Consider the following 17,932-nt stretch of genomic DNA (forward strand, 5'->3'; position numbering starts at 1 on the left):
GGACCAGGTCGGTCCGAGCCGCCGCCGCCTCACTCGGCCGGCTCGGGTTCCTGGACGAAGACCGCGTGGAACCGCCGGGTGTGGTCCACATACCGCTCCGGACCGGTCAGGGTGACCGTCGCCGTCAGTCGCGGGTCGGTGCTGGAGGCGGCCAGGCGCAGCTCCAGGTCCCCCGGTTCGACCACGCGCCGCCCGTCACGGCCGGTGAAGGAGGCGAGGTCGGCCGGAACCGTCATCCGCACCCGCCGTGCCCGGCCCGGGGCCAGCGGTACCCGGGTGTAGCCGATCAGGCGCTGCACCGGCTGGACGACCGAGGCGACGTGGTCGTGCAGGTACACCTGCACGACTTCGGCGCCGTGCCGCTCCCCCGTGTTCCGCACTGTGAAGGACAGGGAGAACTCCCCGTCGGTGCCCGTCTCCTTCACGTCCACCGCGAGGTCGCTCCAGGCGAAGGACGTGTACGACAGTCCGTGCCCGAATCCGAAGGCCGGGGTCGGGTCGATGCTGGACACGTCGCTCACCTGGGCGAGCCGCGCCCCGAGATAGGTGGTGGGCTGGGCGCCGAGCCCTCGCGGAACGCTGGCGGGCAGCCGCCCACTGGGGTTGGTGCGGCCACTGAGCACTCCCGCGAGGGCGGTGGTCCCCTCGACGCCCGGGAAGAAGGACTGCACGATCGCGGCCGCCTCGTCCACGGCGCGGCCGAGCGCGTACGGCCGCCCTGCCAGCAGCACGGTCACCACCGGGGTGCCCGAGTCCAGGAGCGCGTCGAGCAGCTGCTGCTGCGCTCCGGGCAGCGCCAGCGAGTCCGCGTCGCAGCCCTCGCCACTGGTACCACGGCCGAAGAGTCCCGCACGGTCGCCCAGCACAGCGATCACGACGTCCGCCCCCTGCGCCGCCTGTACGGCCTGGGCGAACGCGGAGGTGTCGCCGTCGTCGACACCGGTACCGCGCAGCACGGTGACGTCCGCTTCGGGGAACTCGTGTGCCACTGCCTCCCGGAGGGTGGGCAGGCTCATCCCCGCCGGGGTCTGCGGGTGGTGGACGCCGACGTGCAGCGGGAAGGAGTAGCAGCCCAGCACGGCAGTCGGTTCATCGGCGTTGGGGCCGACCAGCAGGATGCGGCGCGGCCGGGCCAGCGGCAGTGTGCCGTCGTTGGCGAGCAGCACCACGGCCTGCTCGGCGACCTCCCGGGCCAGTTCCCGGTTCTCCGCCGTGTCGAGGTCGACCGTGCCGCGCAGCGCGTCCGGGCGGTCGAGTTCGGCGCCGGCCAGCACAGGCGGCACCGGGCTCCAGTCCGCGTCGAGCAGACCGAGCCGGGCCTTCTCGGCGAGCACCCGGCGCAGGGCGCGGTCGATGAGGGACTCGGGCACCCGTCCGGCGGTCACGGCCTCGGCGAGCGGTGCGCCGAACGTCTTGACGGTGGGCAGTTCGATGTCGACACCGGCACCGAGCGCGGCGCCGGCGGCCTCCGCCCAGTCACCCGCGATCCCGTGCAGGGTCCGCAGGAAGGCGATGCCGAAGTAGTCGGCCACGACCGTGCCGTCGAAGCCCCAGGTCTCGCGCAGCAGTCCGGTCAGCAGGTCCTCGTCGGCCGCCGAGGGCACACCGTCGGTGTCGGTGTAGGCGTGCATGACGGACCGGGCGCCGCCTTCGCGCACGGCCATCTCGAAGGGCGGCAGCAGCACATCGGCGCGCTCCCGCGGGCCCATGCCGACGGGGGCGAGGTTGCGCCCCGCGCGGGAGGCCGAATAGCCGGCGAAGTGCTTGAGCGTGGCGATGACACCCGCGGACTGCAGTCCCTGCACATAGGCGGTGCCCACGGTGCCGACGAGATACGGGTCCTCCCCGATGGTCTCCTCCACACGGCCCCAGCGGGCGTCGCGGACCACGTCCAGCACGGGTGCGAGGCCCTGGTGAACGCCGACGGACCGCATGTCCCGGCCGATCGCGGCGGCCATGCGGCGGATCAGGTCGGGGTCGAAGGTGGCGCCCCAGGACAGCGGGACGGGGTAGGCGGTGGCTTTCCAGGTCGCGAAGCCGGCCAGGCACTCCTCGTGGGCGACGGCCGGGATGCCGAAACGGTTCGCCGAGACAATGCGCGCCTGCGTGCGCAGCAGGGACAGCGCGCCGAGCGCGGGGTCGACGGGGGCGGTGCCGAAGGGACGGGTCAGCTGGCCCAGGCCGGTCGGCAGGAGGGCCTCGAGGTCGACGGCCTCCTCCATCTCGTGCTGGTGCGGGGCCACTTCGCCGCCCTCGTCGGACGCGCCGACCCAGACCCCGTAGAGCTGGGCGATCTTCTCCTCGAGGGTCATGGCGGCGATCAGTGCGGACACCCGGGTGTCGACGTCGTGAGCAGGGTCGTTCCAGACGGGTGTTTCGGGGGTGGTCTCAACTGCCACGTTGGCGATCACTTTCCTCCGACGCCCATGAGGCCCTGGACCAGGGCGCGACGGGCGAACAGGTAGACGAGCAGGACGGGCACCATGGACAGCACCACGGCTGCCAGCAGTCCCGGGATGTTGATGCCGTGTTCGGTTTGGAAGTTGTAGAGACCCAGGGTGATCAGCTTGGTGGAATCGGACTGGGTCAGAACAAGGGGGAACAGGAAGCCGTTCCACGCCTGGAGAGCGGAGAACACCACGATCGTGGACAGCCCGCCCCCGGAGAGCGGGAGCACCAGCTGGAAGAACATCCTCCGGGGCGTGGCGCCGTCCATGGCCATGGCCTCGAACAGCTCTGGGGAGATGTCGCGCATGGCGCCGCTGAGGATGAGCGCCGACATCGGCAGGCAGAAGGCGGCGGTCGGCAGGATGACGCCGAGCAGGTTGTCGTACAGACCGGCCTGGCTGATCAGGTAGAACATCGGGACGATCACGGCCTGCGCCGGAATGGCGAGGCCCAGCAGGAACAGCCGGAATACCTGCGAGGTGATCCTGCTGCGGCTGCGCACGATCGCGAAGGCGAGCGGCGGAACGAGCAGCAGCACCAGGCCGATCACACAGGCGGTGACGATCAGGGTGTTCAGGAAGTACTGACCGAAGCCCGAGTCGAAGGCTCCCGTGTAGTTGTCGAAGGTGAAGCTGTGGGGGAAGGACAGCGGACCGTTTTGGGAGTACTCGGACTGGGGCTGCACCGTCGCCGCGAGCATCACATAGAGCGGCAGACCGACCAGGAAGAGCCAGACGAGTGAGCCCACGCCGGCCAGGTAGTTGGGGCGGCGCCTCATGACACACCCTCCATGGAGCTGCGCATCTTGTCGTAGCCGGACACGCGGACGACGATCAGCGAGATGACCGTCGCGGCGACGACCAGGACGAGGGCGATGGCGGCACCGGCGCCGAAGTCGAAGCTCTTGAAGGCCTTTTGGTACATGTAGTAGGCGCTGATCGTGGTGTCCGACCCCGGTCCGCCCTGGGTCAGGATGAGGACCGTCTCGAACGTGGTCAGCCCGCCGACGATCATCAGGATCATCGAGGTGACGACCGAGTTGCGCAGCTGCGGCAGCGTGATGTGGAAGAACTTCCGGTAGCGCCCCGCCCCGTCGATCTCCGCCGCCTGGTACAGCACTTGGGGGATCGCGCGGGCGGCGCCCTGGTAGATCAGCGTGTGGAACGGGGTGAACTGCCAGGTGCTCACGAACGCGAGGACACCGATCGCGCTGGCCTGCTTGCCGAACAGGTTGCCGTCACCGAACAGCCAGGTGGCCTGGGCCGGGATGCCGAAGTTCGGGTCGAGCAGCGCCCGCCACAGCACGGACACCGCGGTGGAGGACAGCAGCAGCGGAATGAAGTAGATCACCGACAGCACCGCACGGTTGCGCTGCTGGCCCGCGGCCCAGACGCCGAGCAGGATGCTCAGCGGCGTCTGGATGGCCACCCCGAGCACGGTGATCAGGAGGGTCAGCCAGATGCTCTTGATCATGACCGGGTCGTCCAGGACCCGGGACCAGTTGTCCATTCCGACGAACCGGGGCGAGCCGAGGCCGTTCCAGCTCATGAAGGACAGCACCGCCACCATGATCAGCGGGGCAATGGCGAAGACCGCGAAGAACGCGGTGGCGGGGAGCGCCCAGCCGAAGCCCGGGCGCCCAACGTGGGCGACGTAGGAGCCCTCCGTCCGCCGCCGGGCCGCCTTGCGGGTCCCGACGGCGGAAGGAGCGCTCGTCATATCCGTGGTCATGAGCGTTTCACTCGGTGGGGAGGGCCTGCATGGCCTTGATGAAGCCGTCGGCGTCGATCTGACCGTTGAAGAACTGCTGCACGGCCTGGTGCATGGGCGTGTTGGCGGACGGCGGGTAGGCCTGGTCCCAGGAAAGCTGGAACGAGGGGGCCTTCTTCACCAGGTCGTACTGGAAGTGCGAGTAGGCGGGGCTGGCCGAGGTGTCGAGGAACTTCTCGGTGTTGGTGGTGGTGGGCAGGTTGCCGATGCCCATCTGCGCCTTGACGAACTCGTCGGAGTACATGAGCTTCAGGAACTTCGCTGCTGCCTCCGGGTGCTTCGTCTTCTTCAGCACCGAGTAGAAGTTGTTGGTGTTGCCGACGACATCCGCCGGGTCGCCCTTGCCGCCGGTGATGGTCGGGAAGGTGGTGTATCCGAGGCCCTTGGCCGCGAAGTCCTTCGCGTCCTGCTGCTGCTGGGCGTAGTACCACGAGCCCATCAGCTCGAAGGCGGCCTTGCCCCTGGCCACCAGCGCGGGCGACGCGCCGTTCGTGTACTTCACGGAGTCGAAGTTGGTGCCGAAGGCGCCGGCGTCGCCGAGCTGCTTGAGCATGCTCAGCGCCTTCTTGCTGTCCGCGCTCTCCCAGGCGCTCTTGTCACCGCCGAGGGCCTTCTGGAAGAGCTCCGGCCCGGCCACGCGGTCGTAGACGTACTCGAACCACATCAGCGTCGGCCACTGGTCGCCGCCGCCCAGAGCGATCGGGGTGACCCCCTTGGCCTTGAGCTTCTTGACGGTGCTGAGCAGCTCGTCCCACGTCTGGGGCGGCTGCACTCCGGCGTCGGCCAGCACCTTGCTGTTGTTGAACAGCAGGACGGGCTGAGTGCCGCGCATCGGGATGCCGTAGGCCTTGCCGTCCACGACGGCGCTGTTGAACACCGACGGCAGGAAGTCGGACTTCAGCGCCGGGTCATCCTTGATGAAGTCGTCCAGCGGCAGGAGCAGATCGGCCTTGACGAACGGCTGGATGCTGCCGCCGCCCCAGTTGAAGAAGATGTCCGGCGCCTGCGGCGTGTTGATGATCGTCTGCAGCTTCTGCTGGTAGTCGGCACCCGGAATGGTGTCGAGCACGGCCTTGACGTCCGACGTCTTGTTGAAGGTTGCGACGATCTGCTTCTCGACCTTGTTGCTGGCGTCTCCATAGACCAGGACGTGGATCTTCCCGTCGTCCGACGACCCTCCGCCGGTCCCGCTGCCGCAAGCCGAGAGGCTCAGCGCCAGGGCGAGCGTCACGCCGCCGGCGAGCAGACGGGGCAACCGCACTCGTATCTTCATCGTCTACCTTTCGAAAGTTTCGATCTCATTATCGAAAGTCGCTGCTGCCCGGACAGTAGGTGCGTCACCCCGCGTGGTCAACGGGCGTGCATACGCGCGACCAAACCGTTACCGGCGGTCAGTGGCCTATCCTTCCGGCATGCGTGATGACGACGAGGTGGTGGACGGCCGGGTGACGCTGGCCTCAGTGGCCGAGCAGGCGGGCGTGTCGCTGTCGACGGTTTCGAAAGTTCTCAACGGCCGCTCCGATGTCGCCGAGGCCACCCGCACCAGGGTCGAACAGCTCCTCGACCTCCACGGCTACCGCCGCCGGGCTCAGGGCGCGCCCCAGGCACCGCTCATCGAGCTCGTCTTCCATGAGCTGGAGAGCGTCTGGGCCATGGAGCTCATCCGCGGGGTGGAGAACGTCGCCAAGGAGAACAAGGCGAGCGTCGTGCTCACCGAGAGCGGCACGCGGCACGCCCCCGCGCCGGACTGGATCGAAGGGGTCCTCAGGCGCCGGCCGCTGGGCGTGGTCCTGGTCTTCTCCGCCCTCCCGGACAAGGTGAAGAAGCAGCTGCGGTCGCGGGCCATCCCGTTCGTCATCGTGGACCCGGCCGGTGATCCCGACCCCGACGTGCCGTCCGTCGGTTCGGCCAACTGGGCCGGAGGCCTCGCCGCCACCCGTCACCTCACCGACCAGGGGCACGAGCGCGTCGCCATCATCACCGGCCCGGAGGACATGATGTGCTCCCTCGCGCGGCTCGACGGCTACCGGTCCGCCATGACGATGGCGGGTCTCGAGGTCGGCCCGAGCCTTGTGCGCTTCGGCGACTTCCATGTGCAGGGCGGCTTCGAACACGCCATGGAGCTGCTCGACCGCCCGGACCGGCCGACCGCCGTCTTCGCCGGCAGCGACCTGCAGGCGCTCGGTGTCCTGGAGGCGGCGCGTCTGAAGGGCCTCAGTGTGCCCGGGGACCTGTCGGTCGTCGGGTATGACGACGTACCGCTCGCCCAGTGGTCCAGTCCGGCGCTGACCACCGTCCATCAGCCGCTGCGGCAGATGGCCGAGGAAGCGGCCCGGATGCTGCTTCGCCCCCACGACCCCGTGAAGTCCGCCCTGCGGATCGAGCTTGCGACCCACTTGGTGGTGCGGCAGAGCACCGCACCACCGAAGACCGCCTGAGCCCGCACGCACGTGCGGGGCGGCAGCGCACGTCCTCCTCGGTCCCCCGGTCTCGTCCCCGTCCGGCGGCTCCTCAGAGGTTCACATCCGCCGGGCGAGGCGACTGTGGTGCCCGCGTGCTCAGTGGCCGGCTCGTGCCGGCGATCGACAGGGACTTCGGCTCGGTCGATTGCCCGTCGGTCGTCCAGCGCTGGAGATCGGAGCCGTCACGTGTCTTCACCACGATGTCGGCGCCCGGGTCGCCGTGCGCGGGGGCGACGGCGAGAGCCTCACTCCAGCGCGGTAGCAACTCGCCCTGCACGGTGAGGTCGTAGCGGACATCGCCGGAGCGCGTCCGGCCCCCTTCGCACGCGGCGAGCGTGACGCCTCCGTCGGTGGCGTGGGAATCGAGACAGAGCCCAGGGTCGGCGACGCTGCGCAGCAGTCCGTCGCTCTCGTACGACCACTGCTGGGTCCATGCCGTCGAGCAGAGAGCCAGCCGCGTGCCCGCGCCGGCCTTCACCGCGCCGTGGATGTCGAGGCAGAGGCCGGCGGCGACATTGCGCAGCCTGGTCTGCTGAGGGGCGGTGGTCACCCCGGCCGTGCCGGGCGGTGCGGACAGCGAGGGTGGCGCGAGGGTGCCGGAGCCGGGTGAGAGCGTCGTACGGCCGCCGCTCGCGCTGCTGGAGGCCACCGGGTCGGCGCCGTCGTCGCCCTGCCACATGCCGGTGACGAGAAGCGTGGCGAGCACGGCCGTCGCGGCGATGCCGACGCCGGTCAGCAGCGTCCTGGGCCCCGGCTCCCAGGTCGCGATACGGCGCCCCGGGGAGGGGATCCCGGACAGCATGCGGTGGCGTCCGCCGCCGCCCGGGCGTCTGTGGCCCGTCCCCGGCCCGCCGCCGGAGCGGGGGGTGTGCGAGGCACGGCCCGGCCGGGAGTCGAGATAGCGCCGCGCGCCCCAGCCCAGCACCGCTTCGGCCAGCAGCCCGCCCAACCCACCTTCGAAGTGGCTCAGTTGCTCGGCGGCGGAACGGCAGTAGCGGCACTCCAGAAGGTGCTGCTGCACGTCCGGGAGCAAGGCGCCACCGCGGCGGATGGGGGCGTCCAGGAGCCGGTTGTGGAAGCGGCATTCGTCGGTCGGCGCGAGTTCCCGGTGGGAGCGCACACAGGCTGCCCGGAATTGTTCGCGCGCCTGTTCCAGCGCAGCCGCCGCACTGTCGGAGTCCATGCCCAGCAGAACGGCCGGAACGGATATGTGCTCGGCCTCCACCTCGGTGTGCCACAGCAGACATCGGGCGAGTCCGGGCAGAGTTTGGAAAGAACGTTCGGTGAGACCGCGGTTTTCGCGTGTCATGGACTTCGCGGTACGCATACCGCGAGCCCCCGCGGGTTTCCCGAGTTCCGGCAGGGCACCGGATATCCGGTCCTCGGCCGACCACTCCCGCACCGTGTCCCGCACCGCCACGAGTATCTGGGGCCGCAGCGCCGCCGCGGAGCCGGAGCGCTGGAGCTGCCCCAGTATCCGGTGGAAGGCGGTGGCCGTGACGATCGAGGCGACGTCGGCCGTGGAGGAGAGGCAGATGGCCGCGTAGTCGTGCGCGGCCCTCCAGTGCCGTGCCATCAGCAGCGCGACGGGCTGGGTGACTTCGCCGACCGGACGGCCTCTGAGCCGCACGGCGAGGCTCTCGTCGGACTCCCCTGGTGCCATGCCGGGACGGGGAGGGTAGGGCGGACGCGGGGGGTGGGGGGTGTGCACTGAGCGGTTTCCTTCCAAGGCGCAAGGCGGCACACGGAGTTCTGGTCGCCGAAAGGAGCCGGATTGGTGCGGACCTTCTGGCCGGGTGCGTGGGAAAAGGCCGCGGCCGGGCTGCACGCCGGCCGTCGGAGGATGAGCCTTTTGAGCTCGTCGGCGACCCGGAATATCGAGCAGCGATGGGGACCCGGCCATTACCCATGCGTAGGAAGGTCACCTTGGCACACGTCGTTGACGGCCAACAAGGCACATGAACAACATCGGTACCAAGGTGAAACGGACGATGCCCGACATCAACTGCCGCCACTCGTACCGACTTTCGAAATTCCAAGCGACCCGTGCGAAGAGAACACACATTTCCGGCCCCCGGTCGGCGGCCCGAGGGCGAGCCGGCGCCCGCCGCGGTGCAGCGGCGCGTCATGTCTGCCAGGACCTCAGCCGATCGGCGGCGCCGCACACGTCGGCCCTGCCGGAGATCAGCTCCCGGGCGAGGCCCACCAGGGCGCCGTGCGGCGGCCGCCGGCGACGACATGACCTGATGAGATGTACGTCACATTTCATCGTCCCCTGTCACATTCGGACCCTCTCCCGGGCTCGCAGTAGTGAGCCCACCTCAGGGAGGCACAATCATGCCCGAAAGGACCGACAACGCGATCGGGGACCAGAACGGACTCCCGGTCAGCGACAGCACCGGCACCGCGACCCAGGTTTCCGTCGATCACCGCGCACTGCTCGACGCGATCGCCTACGACATGTTCGGCGCCGAGGGCGCCCCGGACTTCCGCCCCACGGCCGTACGGCAGTTGGCGCACCGCACCCCTGCGTCGCGCGTCTTCCTCGTGCGCGACCCCGGCACGCTCGCGCACACACCGCGGGACCACGGGGCGGGACGGGAGGTGTCGGCATGACCACGACCGGCCGACCACCCGAGAAGGCCTCCTCCGGACAGCGGGTCGCCGACTGGTTCGACGGACGGCTCGGCATCCACTCCCTGGGCCGGCAGTACCTCCGCAAGGTCTTCCCCGACCACTGGTCGTTCCTGCTCGGCGAGGTGTGTCTGTACAGCTTCGTCGTACTGGTGCTGACCGGCATCTATCTGACGCTCTTCTTTCACCCGTCGATGAACGAGGTGACGTACCACGGGAGTTACGTCCCGCTGAACGGCATCCGCGTGTCCGACGCGTACGCCTCGACGCTGCACCTCAGCTTCGATGTGCGCGGCGGTCTGCTGGTCCGGCAGATCCACCACTGGGCCGCCCTGATCTTCGTCGCCGCGATGCTGACGCACATGATGCGGCACTTCTTCACCGGCTCGTTCCGCAAACCGCGCGAGCTGAACTGGCTGTTCGGCTGGCTTCTGCTCGTCCTCGGCATCTTCGAGGGGCTGTTCGGCTACTCGCTGCCGGACGACCTGCTGTCGGGAACCGGGCTGCGGTTCGTCAACGGCGCGCTGCTGTCGGTGCCGATCGTGGGCACGTATCTGTCGATGTTCCTCTTCGGCGGGGAGTTCCCGGGCCACGACCTCGTGCCCCGTTTCTACTCCTTCCATGTGCTGCTGGTCCCCGGCATCATGGCGGCGCTCGTCGTCACCCATGTGCTGCTGGTCGTCTACCACAAGCACACACAGTTCGCGGGCCCGGGAAGGACGGAACGCAATGTCGTGGGCGCTCCCTTCTTCCCGGTGTACCTGGCGAAGGCGGGCGGTTTCTTCTTCCTGGTCTTCGGGGTGATCGCGCTCGTGGCCGCGGTGGCGACGGTCAATCCCATCTGGGTGTACGGCCCCTTCCGCGCCGACCAGGTGTCGACGGGTGCCCAGCCCGACTGGTATCTGGGATTCGCGGAGGGACTGGTCCGCATCATGCCGGGCTGGGAGATCGATCTATGGGGTCACACGCTGGTCCTCGGCGTACTGATCCCGGTGGTCGTCTTCCCGCTTCTCCTGGTCCTGATCGGCGTCTACCCGTTCGTCGAGGCGTGGGTCACCAAGGACCGTCGCGAGCACCATCTGCTGGACCGCCCGCGCAACCGCCCGGTCCGCACGGCCCTCGGCGCGGCATGGCTGAGTCTGTATCTGCTCCTGCTCGCGGGCGGCGGCAACGACATCCTGGCCACGCATCTGCATCTGTCGGTCAACGTGCTGACATGGACCTTCAGGATCGCCGTGCCGGTGGTCCCGGTCGCGGCCTTCGTCGTGACCCGGCGCATCTGTTTGGGACTGCAGGAGAAGGACCGTGAGCTGGTGGAGCACGGCCGCGAGACGGGGATCGTCAAGCGGCTGCCGCACGGCGAGTACCTCGAGGTACGGCAGCCGCTCTCCCCGGCCCGGCGGTACACCCTGACCGCCCACCAGCGGGAACTGCCGTCAGCCGGCCGGGACCTCCAGTCTGCTGACGCGCACAGCGCCATCGGCGGCACCCGGGTGGGCGCTGGTGAAGAGGAGGCGGAGACGTGAGCCGCGGACCCTGGAATCGGTACCGACGGGACGGCGCCCGCCCCTGTGACACGGGACGGATCGCCCCTCCGCGCCGACCGGGAACGAAATCCGGCCACGCACTAGGCTGGAACACGAGTGATGCGCTTGGTCACTGCGGGTGCGCGCAAGGGAGTGGCGTCGATGAGCCCGGTTCATCCCTCCGGCGAGGCCGCCTCGGCCCGGGCAGTCGTCGACGAGAACGGCGTTCTGGTCCGATGGAACGAGAACGCCCGCCGCTTGCTCGGCTACGCGCCGGGAGAGGCCGAGGGACGCTCCGTCACCGACCTGCTCGCCCCGGACAGCTCGCTGCCGGCGCCCGAACCTGACGGCACCCGCTGGAGCGGGACGGTTCAGCTGCGCCACCACGACGGCCACACCCTGCTGATCTGGCTGCTCGCCCACCACCGGCCGCATGACAGTGGCGGTGACTGGCTGGTGGTGAGTCCGCTGGGATCCGGGCCGCGACGCGAGTACGACGCACTGATGAAGACGGCGCTGCACTGCTCCCCCTGCGCCCTAGCCGTCTACGACGAGAATCTGCGGCTGTGCGGGGTCAACGAGGCCATGGCCAGGGTGATCGGGCTGCCGCTTGAGCACATGCGGGGCCTGCGGCTCTCGGAGATCGGAGGGAAGCCCGAGTCCGAGGAACTGGAGCGCGAGGCACGGGAGGTCCTGGAGAGCCAGCAGATGCGGGAGGTCCCGACCCGCCTGCGCGCCGGCGGAGCGGACCCCTCGCATACCTGGCTGGCCCGGCTCGCCCCCCTCACGGGCGGTGACGACCGGCTGCGGGGGGTGTGTGTCACCCTGCACGACTTCACCGAACAGTTTCGGGCGCGCGAGCGGTTGCAGCTGGTCAACGAGGCGAGCGTCAGCATCGGCACCACCCTCGACGTGACGCGCACGGCGCAGGAACTGGCGGACGTGTGCGTGCCCGCCCTCGCCGACTTCGTCACCGTCGACCTGCTGGATCCGCCGTCCGACGGGGGCGACCCCTATCCGACCTCGCTCACCGCGCCGATCGCCCTGCGCCGGGTCGCCCACCGGTCGATGGACCCCGACGCCCCGGAGGTGCTGATCCAGCTGGGGCAGACCGGCCTCTACCCCGACGGTGCTCCCCAGGCCGACTCCCTTGTCGCCCGCCGGACGATCGTCGCGGCCGACGCCGCCACCACGCTCACCAAATGGCTCGACCGGGACGCTTCCCGCCGCAGGTGGGTGACCGATCTCGGGGTGCACTCGACGATGTCGGTACCGATCACGGCCCGCGGCCGAACGCTGGGCGTGGCGGTGCTGACCCGCTACCGGCGGCCGGACCCCTTCACTCCCGACGATGTACTGCTGGCCGAGGAAATCACGGCCCGGGCCGCCGTCTGCATCGACAATGCCCGCCGATACTCCCGTGAGCGCAGGACGGCCCTGGCCCTGCAGCGCAGCCTGCTGCCGCGCAGTCTGGCGCGGACGCAAGCGGTGGAGGCCGCCTCCCGGTATCTGCCCGCGGCCCGCGCGGGTGTGGGCGGCGACTGGTTCGATGTGATCCCGCTGTCCGGGATGCGGGTCGCCATGGTCGTCGGCGACGTGGTCGGCCACGGCATCCAGGCCTCCGCGACGATGGGCCGCCTGCGCACCGCCGTGCGCACGCTGGCCGACATCGATCTGGCACCGGACGAGCTGCTCACCCACCTCGACGACCTCGTCGTCCGTCTCTCCCAGGAGGCGGGGCACGAGGACATCACCGGCGAGGTGGGGGCCACCTGCCTGTACGCGGTGTACGACCCGGTCTCGCGCCGGTGCACCCTCGCGCGGGCGGGCCATCCGGCCCCGGTGATGATGCAGCCGGGCGAGCTTCCCCGGGAGATCAAGCTGCCGGGCGGGCCGCCACTGGGGCTCGGCGGGCTGCCCTTCGAAGCGGCCGAGATCGACCTGCCGGTGGGCACGGTGCTGGGCCTGTACACCGACGGGCTGATCGAGAGCCGCGAACGTGACGTGGAGGCCGGCCACCAGCTGCTGTGCTCGGCCCTCGCCGGGCCCTCGGGGTCCGCACCGCCCGGAGATTCGCTGGACACCGCGTGCGACCGGATACTGCAGGCGCTGCTTCCTCTGGGCGGAACGGCCGACGATGTGGCGCTGCTGCTCGCCCGCACCAACGGGCTGCCCCCCTCCCGGGTCGCCACCTGGAGCATCCCCGCCAATCCGGCGTTGGTCGCAGCGATCCGCAAGCAGGTCGTCGCCCAACTGGAGGCCTGGCACCTGGACAACGCCGTGTTCACGGCCGAGCTGGTGGTCAGCGAACTGGTCACCAACGCCATTCGGTACGCCGACCCGCCGATCCGGCTCCGGCTGATCCACGACGAGGTCATACTGATCTGCGAGGTCTCCGACAGCAGTCACACCGCCCCGCATCTGCGTCGGGCGCGGTCCTACGACGAGGGCGGCCGCGGTCTTCTCCTCGTGGCCCAGCTCACCCAACGCTGGGGCAGCCGCCACACCAGCGACGGCAAGACCATCTGGGCGGAGCTGAGCCTGCTGGAGGAGTGACGCGCGGTCGGCCTGGATCAGTGCCGGCCGCCGCCATGACCGCCGCCCCAGCCCCAGCCTCCGCTTCCGCCCCAGCCGTCCGGGGCGCAGGACGGGGAGGAGTAGTCACCCCACCCCCGGGACGTGGACAGGTCTGTCGGCCGGGTGGGCGCCGGGCTGGACGTCGGCTTCGGGGCAGCGCCGGTCGCCCGGGTCGGCGTGCGGGAGGGTTCGGCGCGGCGCGCGGCCGGGGTCGTCGTCGGCGCGGCCGTGCCCCAGTCGACCGACTGCATCTGCAGCGAGTTCGAGGTGCCCGTGAGCCAGCGCTGGGTGTCGTCCTCCGTACGCGGCTTGAGCACGAGCCCCGCGTCGGGCGCGGACGAGGCGGGAGTGAGGGCGAGGTCCTGGTTCCAGCGCGGCACGATGGCGCCCTGACGGGTGAAGTCGTAGCGGACGTTCTTCGCCGCGGGCTGCGACTCGCGCGCGCAGGCGGCGAGTTGGACCGAGTAGCCGAGGTGGGAGTCGAGGCACAGACCGGGTGCGGCCATACTGCGCAGCAGTCCGCCGGTCTCGTACGCCCACTGCTGGGTCACGGACGCGGAGCAGGAGACCAGTACGGCCTCCGCTCCGGCGACGGCCGCCTTCTGGTCGAGGCCGATGCACAGACCGCTGTCCTGGTTGCGCAGCCGGCCCTCGAAGGCCCCCGTGGACACGCTGGCGGCGGCGCCGATCCACGAGGGCGCCCCGGACCCGCTCACCGTACCGGGGCCGGGCCTGCCGGAGGTCGCGCCCGCGGCTGTCGTACTCGGGTCGCCGGACCGGACGCCGGACCACACCGCAAGGGGTATGAGGACGAGTGCGCCGACCGCGGCCACGGCCAGGGCGAGCCGGCGGCGCTGCGGCGAGGGACGGGCGGCGGCCTTGTGCGCGGCGGCCGGCCGAGGGACGCCTACGGCCGACGTGGCGCGGGTGCCCCGGCGAAGTCTCCCGTCGGGTGCGTCCGGCGGCGCGGGGTCCTCGGTATCGTCGTTCGGTTCCGGCGCGGGCCGGTCGGCCGCGAACAGACTGTTCACGCCGGCCGGGTCGATCAGCGGCTCCCCGCCGACGGGCCGGGGGGCGGGCGCCGCCGGCGGCTCGGCCGCCTCGCTCGGCACGCGCTTGGCGTCGAGGTACGCCTGCGCACCCCAGCCGAGTACACCCTCGGCGAGCAAGAGCGGAAGCCGGCCACCGAAGCCGTCCAGTTGCTCGGCGGCGTTGCGGCAGTGCGCGCAGCCGTCCATGTGGAAGCACAGATCCGGATCGAGTGCGCCGTCGTCGCGGCGCAGGGAGACGTCCAGCAGACGGGCGTACCGGCGGCACTCCTCGTCGGGCGCGGATTCACGATGGACGTCCAGACAGACCTCACGCAGCCGTTCGCGTGCCTGCACCAGCCTGGTCGCCGCCTCGGCCGGATCCATCCCCAACAGGGCGGCGGGCACGGTGACTTCCTCGCGCTCGACCTCGGCGTGCCAGAGCAGACAGCGGGTCGGCTCGGGAAGCCGCTGGAACGCCCGCGATCAGCCGCCGGTTCTCGGGCGGCAGCAGCCGCGCCGCGGCGCGCGCGGCGCTGCCGGCCCCGGACCGCAGCGCGGGACGCAGAAGCGCACGCCGGTGGTCGGTGTCCCATTCCCCCGCCAGCCGCCTGATGGTGACGAGCAAGGGGGGACGCCATGCGGCCGTCGGTCCGCCCTGCCGGGCGGATTCCTCGAACAGCCGGGTGAACGCCGCCGTGGTGAGCATTCCGGCGGGGTGCGCACCGTCCGCGCACAACCGGGCATAGGAGTAGGCGGCCTCCCAGTGCCGACCGAGCAGTTCGCCGACCGGATGGTGCACGGGCCTCTTCCCGGCGGCCTTCATCAGTTCGGCGGCGAGCTGTTCATCCGTCACACCGTAGGACGGAACAGGGTCGGGGGAATTCCGCTGGACCCCGTCGTTCACAGCCACCGTCCTCCAAAGCCCACACACACGTTTTAGTACATACCAATGGGGCGCCACCCGATCGACGACTTTCAGGAAGTGTCCTCGGGGTAAGCGGTATTTCGAACGGCCGCCCGATTCAGCTCACTTGAAGTGGACGTCGAACGATGTCACCGGTATGCGAAGCGGCTGAAATAAAGGTCCGCTCGCCGACGACAACACCTTTGCACAGTTCGCCGAGCCCGAACAAGAGACTCCCTCACTTTCCCAATTCCTTTCGGACGGGGGCCAGTTGACAAAAAGTCAGTAATCCGCGTCCGGCTCCGAGAATTCCTGGGCCATCCGGCCCGCTTCCGCCAGGAATTCACCTCCGGCCCGCAAAGCCGCCCGGCACCGGCGGCCGACCGCCGGCGCACACTCTCCTCAGGTGGCGAAGCCGAGGACGGCGTCCGCGACCGCCCTGGGGTTCTCCAGCAACATGGCGTGCGTGGCGTCGATTCCGACGACCGTCACATGAGGGCACTCCTCGGCCAGTGCGGCGAGGTCGCGGGCCAGCCCCTTGGCATAGGCGGCCATCATCGGCTCGAACCAGTCCAGGTCGGGGACGGAGGGCACGGTCCGCTCGGCGCGGCCCAGCAGCAGCGGCGTGGTCATTCTTTTGAAGAGGGCGAAGAGATCGAGGGACTCCATGGCCGCGATCATCTGCAGCGCCTCCTCCCGCCCCGGCTTCACCTCAAGGACCCCGTCCTCCCGCTCGCACACGGAGCGCAGGACGCCGGCCTCGAGCAGGTCGTACGGGAGGCCCAGTCGGTCGGACAGGGCGCGCTGCTCGGCAAGGAGGTCCTTGAGTCCGTCCGTGGACAGTTCCCTGCCCTGGCCCTCGACACTCGACTCCCGCACCTTCGCCAGATGCCGGACGACATAGTCCCGCTCGAGGCCCACGTACTGGTCCGGGCGCCCCCAGCCGAACCCGTCGAGATTCACGGCACCGGGGGTGACGTCCGGATGCTCGAGGGCGTACAGCACGGCGAGCATGCCACCGAGCGAGTGTCCGACGGGCAGCGCCTCCGGGACCCGGTACGCCGCCAGCACCTGCTCGAGATCGTCGAGCACCTCGGGCAGCTGCCACGATCCGCACGGCGAGCGGCCGTGGCCGGGCAGATCCACGACCAGCACACGATGGCGCGCCAGAAGCAGGGGCGCGACGGCGGCCCAGTCGGCGAGCGTGCGTCCGATGCCGTGAAGGAGCACCAGAGGGGGCCCTTCGCCCCCGAGGTCGTGAGCGGCCAGCGCCGTGCGGTCTCCTGTCATGAAACGACACTAAAGCGTCAGATCATGATGGACAGAACAATCGGGGCAGGTGGTTCTGTCTGACGGGCGCATACGGGCGGTCACGCCGCCGAGGGAAGGAGGTCCAGGGCCCGCTCCCAGCGAAACTGCGGACGCCCGCCGTCCGCGTCCGTCCCTCCGGCGTACGGGTCACCGAACCGGACGCCCATGCCGTTCAGCCGTTCGAGGCTGGCGCGGTAGGCGGGATGGGCCGCCAGCGCCTCGCTCACACAGGGCAGCACGGCGATCGGCACGCCGAGCCCGTACGCCTCGCACAGCGTGCCGAGCGCGAGGGTGTCCGATATGCCGGCGGCCCACTTGTTGACGGTGTTGAAGGTGGCCGGAGCGACGACGACCGCGGCCGGGTCCGGGAACGGCCGCGGGTCGCCCGGGGACCGCCAGGCGGACCGGATCCGGCGGCCCGTCCGCGCCTCCACCGCGGCCGTGTCGAAGAAGCGGAGCGCGAGCGGTGTGGCGATGACACCGATCTCCCAGCCCCGCTCCTGGGCGGCGCTGATCAGTTCACCCACGTCCTGGGCGATACCCGCTGCGCAGACGACGACGTACAGGAAGGGTTTCGAGGCGTCTTCGGTCACGCGTGCACTCTAGGACCCGGGTCGACGGGTCGCGTCGCACGGCTGCTAACGTCGAGAACGCCGGTTCTCCCGCCCGGAACACCCAGGAGGGCCCCGTACATGGACAGCGAACTCGCCCGCGAGCAGGCGCTGCAAGCCGCGGAGAAGCTGTTCTATGGCCGTGGCATACAGACCGTCGGGATGGACGACATCCGCAACACGTCGGGGGTCTCGCTCAAGCGGCTGTACCAGCTCTTCCCCGCCAAGGAACAGCTCGTCGAAGCCTGTCTGGAGCACCGTGACGTGCGCTGGCGGCAGCGGATGGCCGAGCACGTGGACCGGTACACGGACCCCGTGGAGCGGATAGGGGCGGTCTTCGGCTGGCTGGGCGAGTGGTTCCGCGAGCCCGGATTCCGCGGCTGCGCCTGGATCAACTCCTACGGCGAGCTGGGCGCCACGTCACCGCGGGTGCTGGCCCAGGTGCGCGCCCACAAGCACGCCTTCAAGGCCTATCTGACCGGTCTGGTCACCGACGCGGGACTGCCCGCGTCCCTTGCCGGGCAGCTGTATCTGCTGGCCGAAGGCGCCATGGTCACCGCGGGCATAGAGGCCTCCGCGGAACCCGCCGAAGAGGCGGCCCACGCGGCCCGGCTCCTGCTGGAGGCCTACCGGTAGAGCCGGGCCGCGGACACGCGGC

At 70.2% G+C, this 17,932-nt stretch carries 14 protein-coding genes and 1 pseudogene; 5 read left to right on the forward strand and 10 right to left on the reverse strand.

Features of this window, described 5'->3' with window-relative positions:
- Positions 1–29: 29 nt before the first annotated feature.
- From ACWDA7_RS40015 to ACWDA7_RS40030, 4 genes are read right to left on the reverse strand one after another with little or no spacing between them, the layout of a single operon-like run.
- Positions 30–2,411: a beta-xylosidase/alpha-l-arabinosidase gene (locus ACWDA7_RS40015; RefSeq protein WP_450611346.1), complete on the reverse strand. Its 2,382-nt coding sequence runs from the start codon at positions 2,409–2,411 to the stop codon at positions 30–32.
- Positions 2,408–3,226 (reverse strand): carbohydrate ABC transporter permease, encoded by an 819-nt coding sequence (locus ACWDA7_RS40020; protein ID WP_360999316.1) that lies wholly within the window; start codon positions 3,224–3,226, stop codon positions 2,408–2,410. The genes ACWDA7_RS40015 and ACWDA7_RS40020 overlap by 4 nt, the downstream gene beginning before the upstream one ends.
- Positions 3,223–4,179, reverse strand: a complete 957-nt coding sequence (locus tag ACWDA7_RS40025) for a carbohydrate ABC transporter permease (RefSeq protein ID WP_450611348.1) — start codon at positions 4,177–4,179, stop codon at positions 3,223–3,225. The genes ACWDA7_RS40020 and ACWDA7_RS40025 overlap by 4 nt, the downstream gene beginning before the upstream one ends.
- 7 nt (positions 4,180–4,186) lie before the next feature.
- Positions 4,187–5,491 carry an ABC transporter substrate-binding protein gene (locus ACWDA7_RS40030; protein WP_450611350.1) on the reverse strand — a complete coding sequence of 435 codons (1,305 nt, stop codon included), beginning with the start codon at positions 5,489–5,491 and terminating at the stop codon, positions 4,187–4,189.
- A gap of 139 nt (positions 5,492–5,630) precedes the next feature.
- On the opposite strand from ACWDA7_RS40030, the gene ACWDA7_RS40035 reads away from it, so the two are divergent.
- Positions 5,631–6,656, forward strand: a complete 1,026-nt coding sequence (locus ACWDA7_RS40035) for a LacI family DNA-binding transcriptional regulator (protein ID WP_450611352.1) — start codon at positions 5,631–5,633, stop codon at positions 6,654–6,656.
- Between the two features lie 73 nt (positions 6,657–6,729).
- Here ACWDA7_RS40035 and ACWDA7_RS40040 read toward each other — a convergent pair whose 3' ends face one another.
- A complete protein-coding gene (locus ACWDA7_RS40040) occupies positions 6,730–8,343 on the reverse strand; it encodes an RICIN domain-containing protein (protein ID WP_450611354.1) in 1,614 nt (537 codons plus the stop codon).
- Positions 8,344–8,805: 462 nt separating this feature from the next.
- Positions 8,806–8,904: pseudogene (locus tag ACWDA7_RS40045) on the reverse strand (toxin Doc); the annotation flags it as partial.
- A 113-nt stretch (positions 8,905–9,017) separates the two neighbouring features.
- On the opposite strand from ACWDA7_RS40045, the gene ACWDA7_RS40050 reads away from it, so the two are divergent.
- The 3 genes from ACWDA7_RS40050 (at position 9,018) to ACWDA7_RS40060 (ending at position 13,396) form a co-directional block, all read left to right on the forward strand.
- Entirely contained in the window at positions 9,018–9,296 is a 279-nt protein-coding gene (locus ACWDA7_RS40050) for a hypothetical protein (RefSeq protein ID WP_450611356.1), read from the forward strand.
- Complete coding sequence (gene qcrB / locus ACWDA7_RS40055; protein ID WP_450611358.1) at positions 9,293–10,840, forward strand: cytochrome bc1 complex cytochrome b subunit; 1,548 nt, start codon at positions 9,293–9,295, stop codon at positions 10,838–10,840. Before ACWDA7_RS40050 ends, qcrB begins: the two co-directional genes overlap by 4 nt.
- A gap of 162 nt (positions 10,841–11,002) precedes the next feature.
- A complete protein-coding gene (locus ACWDA7_RS40060) occupies positions 11,003–13,396 on the forward strand; it encodes a SpoIIE family protein phosphatase (RefSeq protein WP_450611360.1) in 2,394 nt (797 codons plus the stop codon).
- Positions 13,397–13,413: 17 nt separating this feature from the next.
- Here ACWDA7_RS40060 and ACWDA7_RS40065 read toward each other — a convergent pair whose 3' ends face one another.
- The 4 genes from ACWDA7_RS40065 to ACWDA7_RS40080 all read right to left on the reverse strand — a co-directional run bounded on the left by ACWDA7_RS40065 (position 13,414) and on the right by ACWDA7_RS40080 (position 17,256).
- Positions 13,414–14,853: an RICIN domain-containing protein gene (locus ACWDA7_RS40065; RefSeq protein ID WP_450611362.1), complete on the reverse strand. Its 1,440-nt coding sequence runs from the start codon at positions 14,851–14,853 to the stop codon at positions 13,414–13,416.
- Positions 14,777–15,352 (reverse strand): hypothetical protein, encoded by a 576-nt coding sequence (locus tag ACWDA7_RS40070; protein ID WP_450611363.1) that lies wholly within the window; start codon positions 15,350–15,352, stop codon positions 14,777–14,779. Before ACWDA7_RS40070 ends, ACWDA7_RS40065 begins: the two co-directional genes overlap by 77 nt.
- A gap of 402 nt (positions 15,353–15,754) precedes the next feature.
- Positions 15,755–16,642, reverse strand: coding sequence for an alpha/beta fold hydrolase (locus tag ACWDA7_RS40075; protein WP_450611365.1), 888 nt, complete (start codon positions 16,640–16,642; stop codon positions 15,755–15,757).
- Positions 16,643–16,722: 80 nt separating this feature from the next.
- The gene (locus tag ACWDA7_RS40080; protein WP_450611367.1) at positions 16,723–17,256 is read right to left on the reverse strand and encodes a flavoprotein; all 534 of its coding nucleotides are present in this window, start codon (positions 17,254–17,256) and stop codon (positions 16,723–16,725) included.
- 99 nt (positions 17,257–17,355) lie between these two features.
- On the opposite strand from ACWDA7_RS40080, the gene ACWDA7_RS40085 reads away from it, so the two are divergent.
- Positions 17,356–17,910 (forward strand): TetR/AcrR family transcriptional regulator, encoded by a 555-nt coding sequence (locus ACWDA7_RS40085; protein WP_450611369.1) that lies wholly within the window; start codon positions 17,356–17,358, stop codon positions 17,908–17,910.
- Positions 17,911–17,932 lie beyond the last annotated feature (22 nt).

The organism is Streptomyces sp. NPDC001156 (genome assembly GCF_053598275.1).